This window comes from Stenotrophomonas sp. TWI1151 (assembly GCF_039673135.1).
Taxonomy (GTDB): domain Bacteria; phylum Pseudomonadota; class Gammaproteobacteria; order Xanthomonadales; family Xanthomonadaceae; genus Stenotrophomonas.
The window spans coordinates 305,460-322,714 of sequence record NZ_JBDJLA010000001.1; the positions used below are offsets into that span (position 1 = coordinate 305,460).

Annotated in this window: 15 protein-coding genes; 4 read left to right on the forward strand and 11 right to left on the reverse strand. The window is 67.0% G+C overall.

Translation table 11 applies throughout. The features are described 5' to 3' along the window. The first annotated feature begins 72 nt into the window (after window positions 1–72). Window positions 73–2,859, forward strand: coding sequence for an EAL domain-containing protein (locus ABE422_RS01350; RefSeq protein WP_346482290.1), 2,787 nt, complete (start codon window positions 73–75; stop codon window positions 2,857–2,859). Window positions 2,860–3,228: 369 nt separating this feature from the next. On the opposite strand, the gene ABE422_RS01355 is transcribed toward ABE422_RS01350, so the two are convergent. The 6 genes from ABE422_RS01355 to ABE422_RS01380 form a co-directional block, all read right to left on the reverse strand. After that, on the reverse strand, window positions 3,229–3,525 hold the full coding sequence (locus ABE422_RS01355) for a hypothetical protein (protein WP_313218288.1): 297 nt from the start codon (window positions 3,523–3,525) through the stop codon (window positions 3,229–3,231). Between the two features lie 99 nt (window positions 3,526–3,624). Beyond that, entirely contained in the window at window positions 3,625–4,815 is a 1,191-nt protein-coding gene (locus tag ABE422_RS01360; RefSeq protein ID WP_346482291.1) for a methyl-accepting chemotaxis protein, read from the reverse strand. Between the two features lie 146 nt (window positions 4,816–4,961). Continuing rightward, window positions 4,962–5,576: a high frequency lysogenization protein HflD gene (gene hflD / locus ABE422_RS01365; protein WP_152150794.1), complete on the reverse strand. Its 615-nt coding sequence runs from the start codon at window positions 5,574–5,576 to the stop codon at window positions 4,962–4,964. After that, window positions 5,573–6,712 (reverse strand): tRNA 2-thiouridine(34) synthase MnmA, encoded by a 1,140-nt coding sequence (gene mnmA / locus ABE422_RS01370; RefSeq protein ID WP_313218289.1) that lies wholly within the window; start codon window positions 6,710–6,712, stop codon window positions 5,573–5,575. Before mnmA ends, hflD begins: the two co-directional genes overlap by 4 nt. Beyond that, a complete protein-coding gene (locus ABE422_RS01375) occupies window positions 6,709–7,170 on the reverse strand; it encodes an NUDIX hydrolase (RefSeq protein WP_313212301.1) in 462 nt (153 codons plus the stop codon). Before ABE422_RS01375 ends, mnmA begins: the two co-directional genes overlap by 4 nt. A gap of 1 nt (window position 7,171) precedes the next feature. Continuing rightward, window positions 7,172–7,636 carry a YbjN domain-containing protein gene (locus ABE422_RS01380; protein ID WP_313212302.1) on the reverse strand — a complete coding sequence of 155 codons (465 nt, stop codon included), beginning with the start codon at window positions 7,634–7,636 and terminating at the stop codon, window positions 7,172–7,174. 94 nt (window positions 7,637–7,730) lie between these two features. Between ABE422_RS01380 and clpS the strand changes: the two genes are divergently transcribed. Beyond that, window positions 7,731–8,063: an ATP-dependent Clp protease adapter ClpS gene (gene clpS / locus ABE422_RS01385; RefSeq protein ID WP_121036775.1), complete on the forward strand. Its 333-nt coding sequence runs from the start codon at window positions 7,731–7,733 to the stop codon at window positions 8,061–8,063. Window positions 8,064–8,437: 374 nt separating this feature from the next. Continuing rightward, a complete protein-coding gene (gene clpA, locus ABE422_RS01390) occupies window positions 8,438–10,717 on the forward strand; it encodes an ATP-dependent Clp protease ATP-binding subunit ClpA (RefSeq protein WP_313212303.1) in 2,280 nt (759 codons plus the stop codon). 82 nt (window positions 10,718–10,799) lie between these two features. Here the strand turns inward: clpA and ABE422_RS01395 are convergent, their stop codons facing one another. The 5 genes from ABE422_RS01395 to trxB all read right to left on the reverse strand — a co-directional run bounded on the left by ABE422_RS01395 (window position 10,800) and on the right by trxB (window position 14,633). Further along, a complete protein-coding gene (locus ABE422_RS01395) occupies window positions 10,800–11,162 on the reverse strand; it encodes a hypothetical protein (RefSeq protein ID WP_070471582.1) in 363 nt (120 codons plus the stop codon). Window positions 11,163–11,377: 215 nt separating this feature from the next. Then, complete coding sequence (gene infA, locus ABE422_RS01400) at window positions 11,378–11,596, reverse strand: translation initiation factor IF-1 (protein ID WP_005409596.1); 219 nt, start codon at window positions 11,594–11,596, stop codon at window positions 11,378–11,380. A gap of 86 nt (window positions 11,597–11,682) precedes the next feature. Then, entirely contained in the window at window positions 11,683–12,432 is a 750-nt protein-coding gene (aat, locus tag ABE422_RS01405; RefSeq protein ID WP_346482292.1) for a leucyl/phenylalanyl-tRNA--protein transferase, read from the reverse strand. Continuing rightward, a complete protein-coding gene (locus ABE422_RS01410) occupies window positions 12,429–13,556 on the reverse strand; it encodes a GNAT family N-acetyltransferase (protein ID WP_346482293.1) in 1,128 nt (375 codons plus the stop codon). The genes aat and ABE422_RS01410 overlap by 4 nt, the downstream gene beginning before the upstream one ends. A 114-nt stretch (window positions 13,557–13,670) precedes the next feature. Continuing rightward, the gene (gene trxB / locus ABE422_RS01415; protein ID WP_102788476.1) at window positions 13,671–14,633 is read right to left on the reverse strand and encodes a thioredoxin-disulfide reductase; all 963 of its coding nucleotides are present in this window, start codon (window positions 14,631–14,633) and stop codon (window positions 13,671–13,673) included. 255 nt (window positions 14,634–14,888) lie between these two features. Here trxB and ABE422_RS01420 point away from each other — a divergent pair, with 255 nt between their 5' ends. Next, window positions 14,889–17,246, forward strand: a complete 2,358-nt coding sequence (locus ABE422_RS01420; protein ID WP_121036781.1) for a DNA translocase FtsK — start codon at window positions 14,889–14,891, stop codon at window positions 17,244–17,246. The last annotated feature ends 9 nt before the right edge of the window (window positions 17,247–17,255 follow it).

Here is a 17,255-nt window from a genome sequence, read left to right on the forward strand (position 1 = left end):
CAATAAACCGCAATCTCCGCCGTTAACGATTGCGTTCCCCGGTTGTCGGGTGCGTTATCGGAGTTACAGGGCGTGGACCAAGGGATTATCGCGAGTCTGCTGCAGCACCCATTGGCCTCGGCGCTGGTGATCCTCGACCGTGCCGGTCGCCCGATCGCCGCCAACCCGGCCGCGCGCGAGCATGGCCTGCCGGCAACGGTCGCCGCCTACGGGGAGGTGCTGGAAGACCTGCGCCTGCTCGCCGCCGACGGTGGGCTGGTGCCCTGCCAGCTTCCCGGCGGGTCCGGTGGTCGCTTCGATGGCTGGATGCGCGCGGTGCACGATCCGGATGGGCACCTGCTGGCCTTCACCCTGAGCGTGCCCGAGCCGGTCGCCGCCTATGCGGGCAGCCGCTGGGAAGTGGCTCTGGATCACGCCGGGCACGGACTGTGGGATTGGGATCTGCCCAGTGACAGTGTGCGCCGCTCACGGCGCTGGGACGGCCAGCCCATCGAGGATTCCCACAGTCATGCCGACGGTGTCAGCGCGCTGCTGGAGAACGTCCACCCGGACGATCAGCCCGCGGTGCGCGTGGCGATGGATGCCCACCTGCGCGGCGAGAGCGATGCCTATACCACCCAGTTCCGTGCCCGCCATCCCAACGGGGAGTGGCGCTGGGTGCTGGATCGCGGCCGCGTGGTCACCCGCACGGCCGACGGCCAGCCGCTGCGGATGGTCGGTACCCACACCGACATCCAGGCCCAGAAGCAGATGGAAGCCCAGCTGCGCGAGCAGCAGGTGCACCTGCGCGCAGCCCAGCGGATCGCCAGCATGGGCAGTTGGTCGTGGGATCCGGAGGCGCGCCAGTTCTGGTGGTCGCCCGAGTTCCGGGCGCTGCTGGAGACCGGTGATGCACCGCTGCACGGCCGCCGCCACTGGCTGCGCCAGCTGGAGCCGCACTCCCGCGGCCGGCTGCGTGGCGCCTGGCGCCGGATGTGGCGCGATGGCGCGGCCACCACCCTGGAGCTGGAGCTGATCCGTGACAACGGCGGCGCGCTGCACCTGCGCGTGTGGATGCAGCCGTTGATCGGTCCGGACGGGCGGATCCAGCGCCTGCTCGGGCAGGTCCAGAACATCACCGAGCAACACCAGACCGATGCGCTGATCCGCTGGCGCACCGAGCTGCTCAACCGCGTTTCCGCGCTGGGTCGCATCGGCGGCTGCGAGATCGAGGTGGGCACCCGCCACATGCAGTGGACCGAGGAGTGCTATCGCATCCACGGCCTGCGCAAGGAGGCGATCAGCCTGGACCAGGCACTGAGCCTGTACACCCAGGACTCGCGCGACGCGTTCGAGGCGGCCCTGTTGCGGATCGCCGAGGGCGGGCTGCCCGAGCAGCTGGACCTGTGTTTCTACCGGCAGTCCGGGCTGCGCATCTGGGTGCAGGTGCTGATCGAGCTGGACCGCCGCGATGGCCTGCCGACCCGCTTCGTGGTGCTGTTCCGTGACATCACCCGCGAGCGCGAAGCCAACGAGCGCATCGAGCTGCTGGCGCATTACGATCTGCTCACCGGCCTGCCCAACCGCATGCTGCTGCGCGAGCAGACCGCAGACGCCATCGAGGAAGCCCGCGACCGCGGCAGCCCGCTGGCGATGCTGTTCATCGATCTGGATGGCTTCAAGACCATCAACGACACCTTCGGCCACGCCACCGGCGATGCGCTGCTCAAGGCGGCCGCCTCGCGCCTGCACCAGAGCCTGCGCAACAACGACCTGTTCGGGCGCTTCAGCGGGGACGAGTTCATCGTGGTGCTGCGCGACCTGGCCGCGCCGGAAGACGCGGGCCACGTCGCGCGCAAGCTGATCGCCTCACTTGCCGAGCCGCTGCACCGCGGCGAGAGCACGTTGAAGGTCGGCGCCAGCGTCGGCATCGCGATGCTCGACGACAGCCGCCAGGATTTCGAATCACTGCTGCGCGCCGCCGATGCGGCGATGTACGCGGCCAAGGAAGCCGGGCGCAACACCTACCAGTATTACAGCCAGGACGCGCTGGCCAAGATCCAGCGCAAGCTGGAGATCGAGCACGCGCTGCTTGGCGCGATCGAACGCGAAGAGTTCACCCTGGCCTACCAGCCCCTGATGCATGCCGAGAACGACCAGCCCCCGGCGATCGAGGCGCTGCTGCGCTGGCATCGCCCCGGCATCGGCTACTGCAGCCCGGCCGAGTTCATCCCGATAGCCGAGAAGTGCGGCGAGATCGTGCGCATCGGCGACTGGGTGCTGGCCGAAGCCTGCCGCCAGGCCGCCGCGTGGGACGCTGCCGGCCTGCAGTTCGACCGCGTGGCGGTGAACGTTTCGGCCGTGCAGCTGCGCGACCGCGGCTTTGCCGAGCGCGTGATCGACATCTGCCACGCCCACGGCTGGTCACCGCAGCGCCTGGAGCTGGAGCTGACCGAGTCCGCCCTGATCCGTGACACCGAGGTGCTGCGGCATTGCTTCGATGTCCTCGAGCGCCACGGCGTGCCGCTGGCCGTCGACGATTTCGGCACCGGTTTCTCGAACCTGCACTATCTCAATCGCTTCCCGGTCGGCCGCCTCAAGATCGACCGCAGCTTCGTGCAGGGCATGCTGCACGATGCCGGCACCGCCGAAGTCACCCAGGCGATCGTGCATCTGGGCCATGCGCTGGGCATGAAGGTCGTGGCCGAAGGGGTGGAGACCGAGCAGGAAGAGGCGATGCTGCGCCGCCAGGGCTGTGATGAGATCCAGGGCTACCTGTACTCGCGCCCGCTGGCCCCGCGCGATCTGGCGCAGTGGTTGAAGCTGGGTACCCAGACGCCGCCACGCGAGAGTTATGCGGCGGTGACGCAAAGCGTTTGAGGGCGGCGTCGTCGCCCTGTGCGGGGCTTCCCGCCTGACCTGACACTGAGAATCAGGCGGGGGTGCCAACGGCGTCGCCAGCCTGACTGGTGCAGCGCCCTGGCGAGATGCGGGAGGACTTCCTTTGCAGTCGATCCTCGCCACCAGCGACTCTCACAACAGGATGGGCAGGCAGCAATGGCCGAGCGTGCGTTTACGTTCGGCTGTGTAGCATTCGATCCGGTAGTAGTCGCGCATCGGCAGGCTCACGCCAGGCAAGGCGGTAGGATATCCATGTTGAATGCCTTTCGCGGATCCGCGACGGAGCAATTGTGCTCCGATAACTGCATCGATACAGACTGATCGGGGGACGTGGCGGATGCCGCGCCTTCAGCGCGCAGCAGCACCCAGATCATCACCGCTCAAGCCCAGATCCCAGGCCAGGCCGGCGAGGGCAGGATCGATCGCGGGTGGCAGTGCGGCAATGGCGGGCGAGGGGCGCCTGGCCAGCTGCGCCAGTTCCTGCTGGGCAAGCTGCTCCAGCCGGGCGATCAGGGCGCGGCCCTGCAGTGGCGCAGCCGCAGCGGCAGGTGCGGCTGCGAGAGTTACGGCGTCACTGCCCGGCACCGCCGGCTCCAGCTCGGCGGGGACAACAGAGGCAACCGACAGCAGGGACGCGTTCAACATCAGGTAATCATCTGCAGCCAAGGCGGGTAGTGCAAGCACAACGGCCCCGGGGTAAACCGGGGCCGCAGGGTGTGCCGGGAAGGGCACGGTAAAGCTGGATCAGAACAACTCGACCGCGCCGGCGGCCATGCTCTGCTGGACGACGGCCTTGTGCGGCGGGCGCTCCCACTCGGTGCGCATGTCGCGCAGGCGGGTGCCGGTGCGCTGCAGGGCGGTCACGACTTCTTCGTCGAATACGCCGCCACTGCGATGCAGCAGTTCCTGCAGGGCCACCGCCTCGCGGTTGATCGCGGTCAGGCGATCCAGGTGGGTATGCACGCCGCCCAGGGCCTGGGTGGCGATGTCCTCGAACTGCAGGGCACGCACGGCTTCGGCGACGCTGCTGTCGATGGCGCGGCCGCACTCGGAGATCTCACGCATGCCGTCACCCAGCGATGCGTTGATCTGGGCCACGTTGTCCAGCATCTGCGCCGCTTCATGGCGCGCTTCGCGGGAGCGGTCCATATCGCGGGAGGCCATGTGCGAGACGGTCTCGCGCACCTTGGCGATGGCGTCCTTGGAGCTGTGGGCCAGCTTGCGGATCTGCTCGTTGAAGGTGGTGGAGCGCTCGGACAGGTTGCGGACTTCGTCGGCGACCACCGCGAAACCGCGGCCGGCTTCACCAGCACGCGCGGCCTCGATGGCGGCGTTCAGGGCCAGCAGGTTGGTCTGGTCGGCAATCGACTTGACGTCTTCCAGCAGCGCGAAAATGCCATCCAGGTGCTGCGCCATCTGGTCGATGTGCTGCACGGTGGTGCTGCTCTGGCCGCTGACCTGCTCCAGTGCCTCGACCAGCTGCTCCATGCGATGGCTGGCGTGCTGGGCGAAACGGGCCACGTCGACGCCGGCGCCACCTTCGTCACCGGCGCGGTCGACGATACGGGCCAGGGCCTGGCTCTGCTGGCGCGACTTGCGGTTCATGGCATCGAAGCTGCTGCCCAGGCCACCGACCGCATGTCGGATCAGATCGCGGGCACGTTCGACCTCGCCACGCGAGCCTTCGATTTCGTTGCCGACAAACGAGCGCAGCTCGGTCAGCAACTGGTCCTGCTCGCGCAGGATGCGGGCCTGCTCAGGCGAACGCTGGGTCTGGGCGCGGGCGCTCCACCAGGCAAACCCGAGCCAGCTGAGCGTCATCGTGCTCAGGATCGCCCAACGCAGGGCGGCTGGCCACTCGAAGCCGATGGCAAAGGGAAGCAGAAGGGTCAGGACCAGGGGGGCGGCCAGACGGATGAAGAGGCGTGAGTACATGGACGTTCTCGGGGAGGTGCACGGATGCTGTATCGGCCGTACCCCGGTTTGCTTTAGCCGTCCGCATGATTTTTCCGCCCGTCGCCCTCGACCCAAGGGGCACGAGGCTGGGCCGCCGATCCCGCCGGCGGCCCCTTCGCCGCGGCTCAGCGCAGCTGGCGCGCGACCGCTTCGAGCATCGTTTTGCGGGAGAACAGGAAGTCCCAGTACTGGCCGCCCGTCTGGCGCCACAGCACTGCCGAGCGGACCGCCGCCAACAGCAGGGCGCGGATCTCGGCGACCACGCCGGCCTGGCCGAGGTAGTGCGGATTGCCCTGGACCATCACGCGCGGCTTGAGGTTGCTGATGGTGTCTGCGTACAGGCCACCCAGCGCGGCGAGCACGTCCGGGTGGGCGCTGTCGCCGAGCTCGCTGGCCTGGGCCTGGGCGCGCTCGATGCCGGTGCTGACCTTGGCCACGATCTCGTTCTCGCGCACGAACCGGCGTTCCAGCTGCAGCACGGACAAGGCCAGGCGAGGCAGGTGCTCATCCTGGCCCTGGCTGCTCAGGTAGTTGTGCAGCAGGCGCAGGCCCGGGGCGACATTGCTGGCGCTGCCGTAGATCTCCTGCGGGCTGGCCGCGTCAATGCGGAACACGCTCTCCACCGCGGTGCGGACCACGGCGGCTTCGGAGTGGCCGGTTTCGGCGATGCGGCGGACCTGCTGCAGGGCCTGGGCGATGCCGGCCAGAGCAAGAACGCGGTCGTCGACGGAAAAACTCATGCAGCAGATACCTCGAAAGGAGAAGGGGTGGCGCGAAGGCGCTGTTCCAGGGGGGCATCGGTGGCGGCGATGACGGCGCCGCCAAGGCAGACCTCATCGTCATACAACACCAGCGATTGACCGGGGGTGACGGCACGCTGCGGCCGTGCGAAGCGCACCTCCAGGGTGCCGTCATCGCGCACAGACACCGTGCAGGGTTCATCGGGCTGGCGGTACCGGGTCTGGGCAGTGCACGCGAACCGGCGCGCGGGCGGGGCGCCGGCGATCCAGTGGGCGGCCTCGGAGTGCAGCCGGGTGGACTGCAGCCACGGGCTCTCGCGGTCCTGGTCCACGTACAGCACGTTGCTGGCGACGTCCTTGCCGACCACATACCACGGCGCCGCCGGCCGGCCTCGCACGCCGCCGATGTTCAGGCCCTCGCGCTGGCCGAGCGTGAAATAGAACACGCCGGGATGTTCGGCGATCAGGGCGCCATCGGGATCGCGGATCTCGCCTGTTTTCGCTGGCAGATAGCGGCCGAGGAACTCGCGGAAGTCGCGTTCGCCGATGAAGCAGATCCCGGTGGAATCCTTCTTGGCGTGGGTGGGCAGGCGCGCGTCCCGGGCAATCCGGCGCAGGTCGTTCTTCTGCAGATCGCCGATCGGGAACAGCGTGGCGGCCAGCTGTTCCTGGCCCAGCTGGTGCAGGAAGTAGCTCTGATCCTTGCTGCGGTCGGCACCACGCAGCAGTGCCCAGCGGCCGCCGACCTGCGCGACGCGGGCGTAATGCCCGGTCGCGATGCGCTCGGCGCCGAGCTCACGCGCGGCATCGAGGAAATGCTTGAACTTCACTTCGCGGTTGCACAGCACGTCCGGATTGGGCGTGCGGCCGGCGGCGTACTCGGCCAGGAAGTGTTCGAACACCCCTTGCCAGTACTCGCTGGAGAAATCGCGGAAGTGGAACGGGATGCCGAGCAGGCCGCACACGGCCACGGCATCGCGGCGGTCATCTTCGGCGCGGCAATCGCCGCTGCCGTCATCGGCCCAGTTCTGCATGAACAGCCCGGCCACCGGCTCGCCCTGCTGGACCAGCCGCCAGGCCGCGACGGAGGAGTCCACGCCACCGGAGACACCGACCATGATGCGCGGGGTGCTCATGCAGCCTCCTTGACGATGGAGAGCGGGTGGCGCTGGCCCGCCAGGTAATCTTCGACCACCTGCCAGACCAGTGGGCTGCGCAGGCGGTCGGGATCGGCCTTCAGCTCGGCCGGGGTCAGCCAGAGCGCGCGCAGGATGCCGTCGTCCAGCGGCCGGTCGGGATCGTGCGACACCGGTTCGGCCGCGTAGGCAAAGCGCAGGAACGGCGTGCCATCCGGGGCGGTCCACTGGTAGGTACCGATGAAGGCGCTCAAGCGCACCGTCCAGCCGGTCTCTTCCAGCGTTTCACGCACGGCAGCCGCCGCCAGCGATTCGTCCGGCTCCAGGTGCCCAGCGGGCTGGTTCAGCACCTGGCGCCCGTCGATCGCCTCCTCGACCAGCAACAGACGCCCATCACGCACCACCACGGTGGCCACGGTGACATGGGGCGTCCAGCGCGGTTCCTGCACGGCATTCACTTCAGTATTCGTCCTGCTCGGTCAGTTCGAGTTCCATGGCGTCAGCAGTGCGGATGGCCGCATCGATGGCGTCGCTGAGTTGCTCCGGGGTGGCAGTGGCATCGACCTTGACCACGAACATCGCCAGCTGGTCCTGCTTCACCCAGGCACCCATCTTGGCATCCTGCGAGTCTTCCAGCAGGCGGTTAGCGACGGCAGCGGGGAACTGCTTGCCCGGCGAATTGTAGGCCGGCGACCAGATCTCACGGATCTTGTGCTTGCCGAACTCCTCGACGGTGGAGCGCACGAAGGCCAGCTGGCTGCGGCCATCATCCATGTCGAAGACCATCTTGTAGTCGCCGTCCTCGTCCACCTCGTAGGTGTACTTCAGCGTGTCCAGGGCACGCCCGACCGCCTTGTCCGGCTCGGCCGCATGGGCGCCGGTGGCAGTCACGGCCAGCAGCAGTGCGGCAGCAATCCTTTTCATGAAATCCCTGTGAAGGTCTGGTTGGAGAGTGCAGATTGTGAAGGGCGGCGGGGGGCAACGTCCAATCCGGGGGCTGGAGCCCTATAATGTGGGGATGCCCCGCGAGACTTCCCACGAAACTCATCACGACCATGGCGTGCTGCTTGAGCCTGCACGCCCTGAGGTCGCGCCACCGCCGATGTACCAGGTGATGCTGTTGAACGACGACTACACCCCGATGGATTTCGTGGTGACGGTCCTGCAGCACTTCTTTTCGATGGATCTGGACCAGGCCACCCAGGTGATGCTTCACGTGCACACCCGCGGTCGCGGCGTGTGCGGGGTATTCACCCGCGAGGTCGCCGAATCCAAGGTCGCCCAGGTCAACGAGTTCTCGCGCATGAACCAGCATCCGCTGTTGTGCACGATGGAAAAGGCCAGCGGCTGACGTTCTGACGGGCCTGCACTGCGTGTGCCCGCGATCCGCACTGTTCCACCAACACTGACATCCGGCCCTCAGCGGCCGGCGTGTCGCTGCGCCGTGCCTGCTACGAAGCCCGCTCTGGCGGTCCGACGATGGCGCGCGCGCCAGTCCCTCCCGGCGCCACCCGCGGGCCGCTGCAGCAGCGTTGGCTGGCCGTGACATTGCCATCACGGCCAAACTGCCATTTCGTGGCCGGAAGATCGTGCATGATGGCGGCTCGTCGAATGGACGGAGCGATCAGGCAAGTGCTAACGCCGTCTGAACGCACGGATCCGCTAGGGTGATGGAAATCGTGAAGGTTGGCCGCATATTGTTCCTAACTGCCGCCGGAGTTAATCATGTTCAGTAAAGACCTCGAACACACCATCGGACAGTGCTACAAGCGCGCCCGTGAGGCCCGGCATGAATTCATGACGGTGGAACACCTGCTGCTGGCACTGCTCGACAACCCGTCCGCCCAGGCCGTCCTCAAGGCCTGCGGCGCGGATGCCGACCGCCTGCGCCAGGAACTGGAACAGGCCATCGAGGCCTCGGTCTCGCGCCTGGCCGAAGATGATGGGCGCGATACCCAGCCGACGCTGGGCTTCCAGCGCGTGCTGCAGCGCGCGGTGTACCACGTGCAGTCCTCGGGCAAGAAGGAAGTCACCGGCGCCAACGTGCTGGTGGCAATCTTCGGCGAGAAGGACTCGCACGCCGTGTACTACCTCAACCAGCAGGACGTCACCCGGCTGGATATCGTCAACTACCTCTCCCATGGCATCGCCAAGCTGGGCGAGGAGGGCGAAGTGCCGCCCGCCGCCGATGGCGAGGGCCGCACCGAGGGTGCCGAGGGCGAAGGCAAGGGCGATGCCCTGGCCGAGTTCGCCAGCAACCTCAACGACCAGGCCCGCAACGGCAAGATCGACCCGCTGGTCGGCCGTGCCGATGAAATCGAGCGCACCATCCAGGTCCTGTGCCGTCGCCGCAAGAACAACCCGCTGTACGTGGGCGAGGCGGGCGTAGGCAAGACGGCGATCGCCGAAGGCCTGGCCAAGCGCATCGTGGAAGGGTCGGTGCCGGATGTGCTCGCCGATGCGGTGATCTATTCGCTGGACCTCGGCGCGCTGGTGGCCGGGACCAAGTACCGCGGCGACTTCGAAAAGCGCCTGAAGGGGGTGCTGACCGCGATGAAGAAGCTGCCCAATGCGGTGCTGTTCATCGATGAGATCCACACCATCATCGGTGCCGGGTCCGCCTCGGGCGGCACCATGGATGCCTCCAACCTGATCAAGCCGGCCCTGGCCTCGGGCGAGCTGCGCTGCATCGGCTCGACCACCTTCCAGGAATACCGCGGCATCTTCGAGAAGGATCGGGCCCTGGCCCGCCGCTTCCAGAAGATCGACATCGTCGAGCCGACGGTGGGCGAAACCTACGAGATCCTGCAGGGCCTCAAGCCCAAGTACGAAGCGCACCACGGCGTGACCTACGCCGATGACGCGCTGCAGGCTGCGGTGGATCTGTCGGTCAAGCACATCAACGACCGCCTGCTGCCGGACAAGGCGATCGATGTGATCGACGAAGCCGGTGCCCGCCAGCGCCTGCTGCCGGACGGTGAGCGCAAGGAACTGATCGACATCGAGGAGATCGAGACCATCGTCGCCAAGATGGCCCGCATCCCGGCCAAGCAGGTCAGCGCGACCGACAAGGACGTGCTCCAGCATCTGGAGCGCAACCTGAAGATGGTGATCTTCGGCCAGGACCCGGCCATCGAGACACTGTCCTCGGCGATCAAGCTGGCCCGCTCGGGCCTGGCCAATCCGGAAAAGCCGATCGGCAACTTCCTGTTCTCCGGCCCGACCGGCGTGGGCAAGACCGAGGTGACCAAGCAGCTCGCGCTGCAGCTGGGCATCGAGCTGGTCCGCTTCGACATGAGCGAGTACATGGAGTCGCATTCGATCAGCCGCCTGATCGGTGCCCCTCCGGGCTATGTCGGCTTCGACCAGGGAGGCCTGCTGACCGAGAAGATCGTCAAGACCCCGCACTGCGTGCTGCTGCTGGACGAGGTGGAAAAAGCCCACCCGGACATCTTCAACATCCTGCTGCAGGTCATGGACCGCGGTGTGCTGACCGACACCAATGGCCGTGAGGCGAACTTCAAGAACGTGGTGCTGGTGATGACCACCAATGCCGGCGCGGCCCAGGCCTCGCGGCGTTCGATCGGCTTCACCCGCCAGGACCATGCCACCGACGCGATGGAGGTCATCCGCAAGAGCTTCACGCCGGAGTTCCGCAACCGTCTGGATGCGATCGTGCAGTTCCAGGCGCTGGGCTTCGAGCACATCCTGCGCGTGGTGGACAAGTTCCTGATCGAGCTGGAAATGCTGCTGCAGGAAAAGCACGTCAGCCTGTCGGCCACCCCGACCGCGCGCGACTGGCTGGCCCACCATGGCTTCGATCCGCTGATGGGTGCCCGCCCGATGGCGCGCGTGATCCAGGACAAGATCAAGCGTCCGCTGGCCGACGAGCTGCTGTTCGGCAAGCTGGTCAACGGTGGCAAGGTCAGCATCGACGTCCGCGACGACCAGCTGTTTGTCGAGACCGAGGCCGAGCCGGAGCGTCTGTTGCCGGCCACGGTGTAATCGGGTCGCAGGTGTTGTCGAGATGAATGCAAAAGCCCCCGAAAGGGGGCTTTTGTTTAGGCGTGCGTGGGCGCTTGGCCGATCACTGGCGCGCGCGCGCCTTACGTGTGAATTCCTCGGCGGTGATCGGATCAACGGCACTGATCGCGCAGCTCTGTCCATTGGTGCGCAGCTTGCTGGCCCCTGCGCCGCAGAGTTGGCCCTCCCGGCCGGGCGTGACAAAGGCGAGCTTCGGCGACATCGCGGCGCTGCTGCAGGAGCGTTCGAAACGCACCAGGTAATGCTGGTCGCCATTGCGCAGCAGCACGTCGCGGTCAGCCCCGTTGCGTACCAGCTGTTGATCCGCAGAGAGCGTGATGCAGTCGCCGGGGGCTGTGGGTTCGGCGGCCTGGGCCGACGCGGCCGCCAGACAGGTGATCAGGAGCAGGGGAGACAGGTACTTCATGGCGGGGGCCATCGGGTCATGATCCGGATTGGATCGACCGCCAGCGTGGACCGTTGCGTGCCAGGGCGAATCTGCATCAAGGCATCCTGACCGACGTCAGGGTGCACTGGGTCAGGGTGTCGCTTGGCAGGGTAAGGCCGCTGCCGGCAGAATGCCGCCCACGCGAAAAGGCCAGCACCTGGCTGGCCTTCTGGCGGGAACAACCCCCGGACCGCTTATTTCATGCGGTAGGTGATGCGACCCTTGGTCAGGTCGTACGGGGTCATTTCGACCTTGACGCGGTCGCCCGTCAGGATGCGGATGTAGTTCTTGCGCATGCGGCCGGAGATGTGGGCGATGATTTCATGCCCATTTTCCAGTCGTACGCGGAAAGTGGTGTTCGGCAGCGTCTCGCTGACGGTGCCTTCGAACTCGATGGAGTCGTCTTTCGACATGTAGTCCTGTGCAGTTCTGTAACCGGCCGAGCTGGCCTGAAGAGCGGGCATTTTACGCGCGTCGGGCGATTGATGCAAAGTTTTGGTTAAGGCCGGTCCGGATCAGCGATTTCGGCGGCGGTCAGTGTGCCGAACAAATCCACCCAATCGCCTGCGGCGGCTGGCTGTTGGACCTGTTCACGGGTCAGCGCGAGAAAGCGCTGCCGGGGCCAGTGCTCAGCGCCCATGCGCAGCAGGTGGTCATTTTCGACCTGCGCATCGATCAGCGGCCACCCCCAGCTGGCCAGCCGATGGGCCAACCCTGCCAGGGCGACCTTGGAGCCGCCCGAGACCGCACTGAACATGCTCTCCCCAAAGAACATCCGCCCGATCGCCACCCCGTAGATGCCGCCGACCAGGGCATCGCCATCGAACACCTCCACCGAGTGCGCGAAGCCGAGACGGTGCAGGTCGACGTAGGCGTCGCGCATGTCGCGCGTGATCCAGGTGCCGTCCTGGCCCGGGCGCGGGCTGGCCGCGCAGGCATCGATCACCTGCTCGAAACAGGTGTCGGCCCGTAGCGTCCAGGCGCTCTGCCGGAGCGAGCGGCGAAAGCGGCTGGACAGGTGCACGCCGTCGGTACGAAACACCATGCGCGGGTCCGGCGACCACCACAGCAGCGGCTGGCCTTCGGAGAACCACGGAAAGATGCCGCCGGCATAGGCGTTGAGCAGCCGCACCGGCGAGAGGTCGCCGCCGAGCGCCAGCAGGCCATCCGGATCGCGCAGCGCGGTCTCGGCGGGCGGGAAGGGAGCGTCCGGCGCATCGTCCAGGCGCCAGGGCAGCCGGCGGGTCATGCCAGGTCGGCCTTGAACGGACTGTGCGACGCCAGTACACGTGCGTAGTGGGCGACCTCGGCGCGCTCCTGTGCGCACCACGCAACCAGTGCCTCGGCAAAGGCGGGCTCGGCGATCCAGTGCCGGCTGCGCACCCGGTGCGGCAGGAAGCCGCGCGCCAGCTTGTGCTCACCTTGGGCGCCGGGCTCGAAGCGGGCCAGTCCTTCGCGCAGGCAGTAGGCGATGCCCTGGTAGTAGCAGGTCTCGAAATGCAGGCCGGGCAGGGTGGCGCCGCCCCAGTAGCGCCCATAGAGCGTGTCCGCGCCACGCAGGCACAGCGCACCGGCGACCGGCTCGCCATCGAGCACGGCCAGGAAGATCACCAGCGCGCGCGGCATCGTGCGGGCGAGATGCTGCAGGAAGGGCAGCGTCAGCGCGGGCGAGTTGCCGTACTCGGCGAAGGTCTGCAGGTAGAAGCCGTGCATGGCGCGCAGATCGGCCTCGGTCGCCTCATCGCCATGCACGATGCGATACGTGACGCCGCTGCGCGCGAGCTTGGTGCGTTCCTGGCGGATGTTCTTGCGGTGCTTGTGGTCCATCGCGCCGAGGAAGTCGTCGAAGGTCTGCCAGCCACCGGGGTTGTGCCACTGGAACTGGATGTCCTCGCGCAGCAGCCAGTCCGGGCTGAAGGCGGGGTCTTCCTCGGCGGGGTGGAAGTTGATGTGGGCCGAGGACCAGTCCAGGCGTGCCACTTCGCCCGCCAGCGATGCCAGCAGCGCGCCACGATCCTCCGTTGTGCCGGCAAGTAGACGCGGGCCGGTCACGGGCGAATACGGCACCGCGCCCAGCCACTTGGGGAAGTAGTCCAGCCCGTGCTGGGCGTACGCGTGCGCCCAGGCGTGATCGAACACGAACTCGCCGTGCGAGTTGTCCTTGAGATAACCCGGGATCGCCGCGACCAGGGTGCCCCCGTCCCACAGGGTGAAGTGGCGCGGCCGCCAGCCCCATTCGGGACGCAGGCAACCGTGTTCTTCAAGGCCGGCGAGGAAGGCGTGCGACAGGAAGGGGTTGCGGCCGTCGTGCAGGGCGTCCCAGGCGGCGGCGGGGACATCGGACAGGCGATGCAGGAAACGTGGATCGGGCATGGGCAGAGGATAGAGCAGGTGGGACGGGCGCAGGGCGGGCGGAACGTACCGGCCAGTAAAAAGGCCGGTGAATGATTCACCGGCCTTCGTGTGCTGCGCGATTCGGGCGTCAGATCAGCTCGCCTGACCCTTCGCATCCAGATAGCGCTCGGCATCCAGTGCGGCCATGCAGCCGAAGCCGGCCGAGGTGATCGCCTGACGGTAGTGCTGGTCGGCCACGTCGCCGGCGGCGAACACGCCTTCCACCGAGGTCTGGGTGGCGTTGCCGCCCAGGCCCGAGCGGATGTCCAGGTAGCCGTTGTTCATGGTCAGCTGGCCATCGAACAGGCTGGTGTTGGGGTGGTGGCCGATCGCCACGAAGAAGCCATGGGCCTCGATGTCACGGGTGCTGCCGTCCAGCGTGGACTTGACGCGCACACCGGTCACGCCGGCGTCGTTGCCCAGCACTTCGTCCACCTGGTGGTGCCACACGGTTTCGATCTTGCCGGCGGCGACCTTGGCGAACAGCTTGTCCTGCATGATCTTTTCCGCCTTGAGGGTGTCGCGGCGGTGGACCAGGTAGACCTTGCGGGCAATGTTGGACAGGTACAGGGCCTCTTCCACGGCGGTGTTGCCGCCGCCGACCACGACCACGTCCTGGTCACGGTAGAAGAAGCCGTCGCAGGTGGCGCAGGCGGACACGCCGCGGCCCTTGAAGGCCTCTTCGCTGGGGATGCCCAGGTACTTGGCGGTGGCGCCGGTGGCGATGATCAGGGCGTCGCAGGTGTACTCGGCGCTGTCGCCGATCAGCTTGAACGGGCGCTGGGAGACATCAGCGGTGTGGATGTGGTCGAAGATGACCTCGGTCTCGAAGCGCTCGGCATGCGCCTGCATGCGGGTCATCAGGTCCGGGCCCATCAGGCCGTGTGCATCTCCAGGCCAGTTGTCCACCTCGGTGGTGGTCATCAGCTGGCCGCCCTGCTGCAGGCCGGTGATCACGACGGGCTTGAGGTTGGCGCGCGCGGCGTAGACGGCGGCGGTCCAGCCGGCCGGGCCGGAACCAAGGATCAACAGGCGGGAGTGCTTGGAGTTGCTCATGTAAGCTCGCAATAGAAGGTAGGGCGGGACACTGGCAGGGTGATTGCGCGGCGTCCGAGCGAAGTCATAGAGTGGCGGCAGGGGCGGGGCGATTCAAGGCGCGCAGTGGAACGCGGCGACCCGCCGGGCACGACGCCCATTCCGGTGCCGGAGTTTTGACGCTGGCCGTGCTGGCCAACGGCCGGCACCTACCGGGGTGGGATCCAGTCGTTTATTATCAAGCACTAACAGTGCATTCCCAAGGTGTGGTCTAAGGTGGCGAAACAGGTCCCGGAACGAGCCAAGGCGTCCGACAGCAAGGCAGCGCCGCGCAAACCGGCCGGCGAGGACAATCCGCGCCGGCAGCGCCTGTGGCGCGACCTGGGGTTGATCGCGGTCGCCCCGGCATTGCTGTATCTGGTCGCCAGTCTGTTCACCTACTCGGCCACCGACCCTGGCTGGTCGCATACCGGCAGCGTGGTCGCGCCGGTCCACAACATGGGCGGTCGCGCCGGTGCCTGGATCGCCGATGTCCTGCTGCAGCTGTTCGGCTACATGGCCTTCGTGCTGCCGATCGTGCTGGGCGCACTGGCCTGGATCGCGATGTTCGGCCTGAAGCGGGAAGCCAAGGGCGAGCATGACCTGGATCCGGCGCTGCGCCTGGTCGGCCTGGTCGGTTTCCTGATCGCCGGCACCGGCTTCCTGCATCTGCGCCTGTTCGTGGCCGATGTGGCCCATGCCGGCGGCATCCTCGGCAAGCTGGTGGGCAGCTCGCTCAGCGTCGGTTTCGGCGCATTGGGCGCCAACCTGTTCGTGCTGGTGCTGCTGCTGGCCTCGATCACCCTGGCCACGGGCATCTCCTGGTTCGTGGTGATGGAGAAGATCGGCAACTGGGTGCTGGCGCTGCCGCCGCTGTTCAACAAGAAGAAAGAGCAGGCCACCGAGTGGCAGCAGACCCGCGCGATGCGCGAGGAGCGCCAGGAAGTGCGCAAGGTCGACGCCGAGGTCCGCGCCAAGCGCGAGCCGGTCAAGATCGAGCCGCGCCCGGAGCCGGTGCTGGAGAAGAGCGACCGCGCCAAGCGCGAGACCCAGATTCCCATGTTCCGCGGGGTCAATGGCGATGGCTCGGACGTGCCGCCGCTGGCACTGCTGGACGATCCCAAGCCGCAGCCCAAGGGCTACGACGAGGGCACGCTGGAAACGCTGTCGCGCCAGATCGAGTTCAAGCTCAAGGACTTCCGTATCGATGCGCAGGTGGTGGGTGCCTATCCCGGCCCGGTCATCACCCGCTTCGAAATCGAGCCGGCCCCGGGCATCAAGGTCAGCCAGATCAGTTCGCTGGACAAGGACATCGCGCGCGGGCTGTCGGTCAAATCCGTGCGCGTGGTCGATGTGATTCCGGGCAAGTCGGTGGTGGGTCTGGAGATCCCCAACGTCACCCGCGAGATGATCTATCTCTCCGAGCTGCTGCGCTCCAAGGAATACGACAAGTCCGCCAGCGTACTGACCCTGGCGCTGGGCAAGGACATCGCCGGCCGCCCGACCGTGGCCGATCTGGCGCGCATGCCGCATCTGCTGGTGGCCGGCACCACCGGCTCGGGCAAGTCCGTGGCGGTCAACGCGATGGTGCTGAGCCTGCTGTACAAGGCCTCGCCGAAAGACCTGCGGATGCTGATGATCGACCCGAAGATGCTCGAGCTGAGCGTCTACCAGGGCATCCCGCATCTGCTGGCGCCGGTGGTCACCGACATGAAGGAGGCCGCCAACGGCCTGCGCTGGTGCGTGGCCGAAATGGAGCGGCGCTACAAGCTGATGAGCGCGGTGGGCGTACGCAACCTGGCCGGCTTCAACAAGAAGGTCAAGGATGCCCAGGACGCCGGGCAGCCGATGATGGACCCGCTGTTCAAGCCCAACCCGGAACTCGGCGAGGCCCCGCGCCCGCTGGAGACGCTGCCGTTCATCGTCATCTTCATCGACGAATTCGCCGACATGATGATGATCGTCGGCAAGAAGGTGGAAGAGCTGATTGCGCGCTTGGCGCAGAAAGCGCGTGCGGCCGGCATCCATCTGATCCTGGCCACCCAGCGCCCCTCGGTGGACGTGATCACCGGCTTGATCAAGGCCAACATCCCGACCCGTATCGGCTTCCAGGTCAGCTCGAAGATCGATTCGCGCACCATTCTGGATCAGTCCGGCGCGGAAACGCTGCTCGGCCATGGCGACATGCTGTACCTGCCGCCGGGTACCGCGTTGCCGGACCGCGTGCACGGTGCGTTCGTCTCCGATGAGGAAGTGCACCGCGTGGTCGAACATCTCAAGGCCAGCGGCCCGACCGACTACATCACCGGCGTGCTGGACGAAGTGCAGATGATGGGCGATGGCGTCGTGGTCGGCCCCGGTGGCCTGCCCGAGGCGGGCGGCGGTGGCGGCGATGAGTCCGATCCGCTGTACGACGAGGCCCTGCGCATCGTCACCGAAACCCGCCGTGCCTCCATCTCCGGCGTGCAGCGTCGCCTGAAGATCGGCTACAACCGTGCTGCGCGCCTGATTGAAGCGATGGAGGCGGCTGGCGTGGTCAGCCCGCCCGAGCACAATGGCGACCGTAGCGTGCTGGCGCCGCCCCCGCCCAAGTAACGCCGGGCG

What these genes read in the sequence shown, in the direction of transcription:
- ABE422_RS01355 (WP_313218288.1), bottom strand. Translation starts at nt 3,525, where the DNA reads ATGTTGAACGCGTCCCTGCTGTCGGTTGCCTCTGTTGTCCCCGCCGAG.
- ABE422_RS01360 (WP_346482291.1), bottom strand. Translation starts at nt 4,815, where the DNA reads ATGTACTCACGCCTCTTCATCCGTCTGGCCGCCCCCCTGGTCCTGACC.
- hflD (WP_152150794.1), bottom strand. Translation starts at nt 5,576, where the DNA reads ATGAGTTTTTCCGTCGACGACCGCGTTCTTGCTCTGGCCGGCATCGCC.
- mnmA (WP_313218289.1), bottom strand. Translation starts at nt 6,712, where the DNA reads ATGAGCACCCCGCGCATCATGGTCGGTGTCTCCGGTGGCGTGGACTCC.
- ABE422_RS01380 (WP_313212302.1), bottom strand. Translation starts at nt 7,636, where the DNA reads ATGAAAAGGATTGCTGCCGCACTGCTGCTGGCCGTGACTGCCACCGGC.
- clpS (WP_121036775.1), top strand. Translation starts at nt 7,731, where the DNA reads ATGCCCCGCGAGACTTCCCACGAAACTCATCACGACCATGGCGTGCTG.
- clpA (WP_313212303.1), top strand. Translation starts at nt 8,438, where the DNA reads ATGTTCAGTAAAGACCTCGAACACACCATCGGACAGTGCTACAAGCGC.
- ABE422_RS01395 (WP_070471582.1), bottom strand. Translation starts at nt 11,162, where the DNA reads ATGAAGTACCTGTCTCCCCTGCTCCTGATCACCTGTCTGGCGGCCGCG.
- infA (WP_005409596.1), bottom strand. Translation starts at nt 11,596, where the DNA reads ATGTCGAAAGACGACTCCATCGAGTTCGAAGGCACCGTCAGCGAGACG.
- aat (WP_346482292.1), bottom strand. Translation starts at nt 12,432, where the DNA reads ATGACCCGCCGGCTGCCCTGGCGCCTGGACGATGCGCCGGACGCTCCC.
- ABE422_RS01410 (WP_346482293.1), bottom strand. Translation starts at nt 13,556, where the DNA reads ATGCCCGATCCACGTTTCCTGCATCGCCTGTCCGATGTCCCCGCCGCC.
- trxB (WP_102788476.1), bottom strand. Translation starts at nt 14,633, where the DNA reads ATGAGCAACTCCAAGCACTCCCGCCTGTTGATCCTTGGTTCCGGCCCG.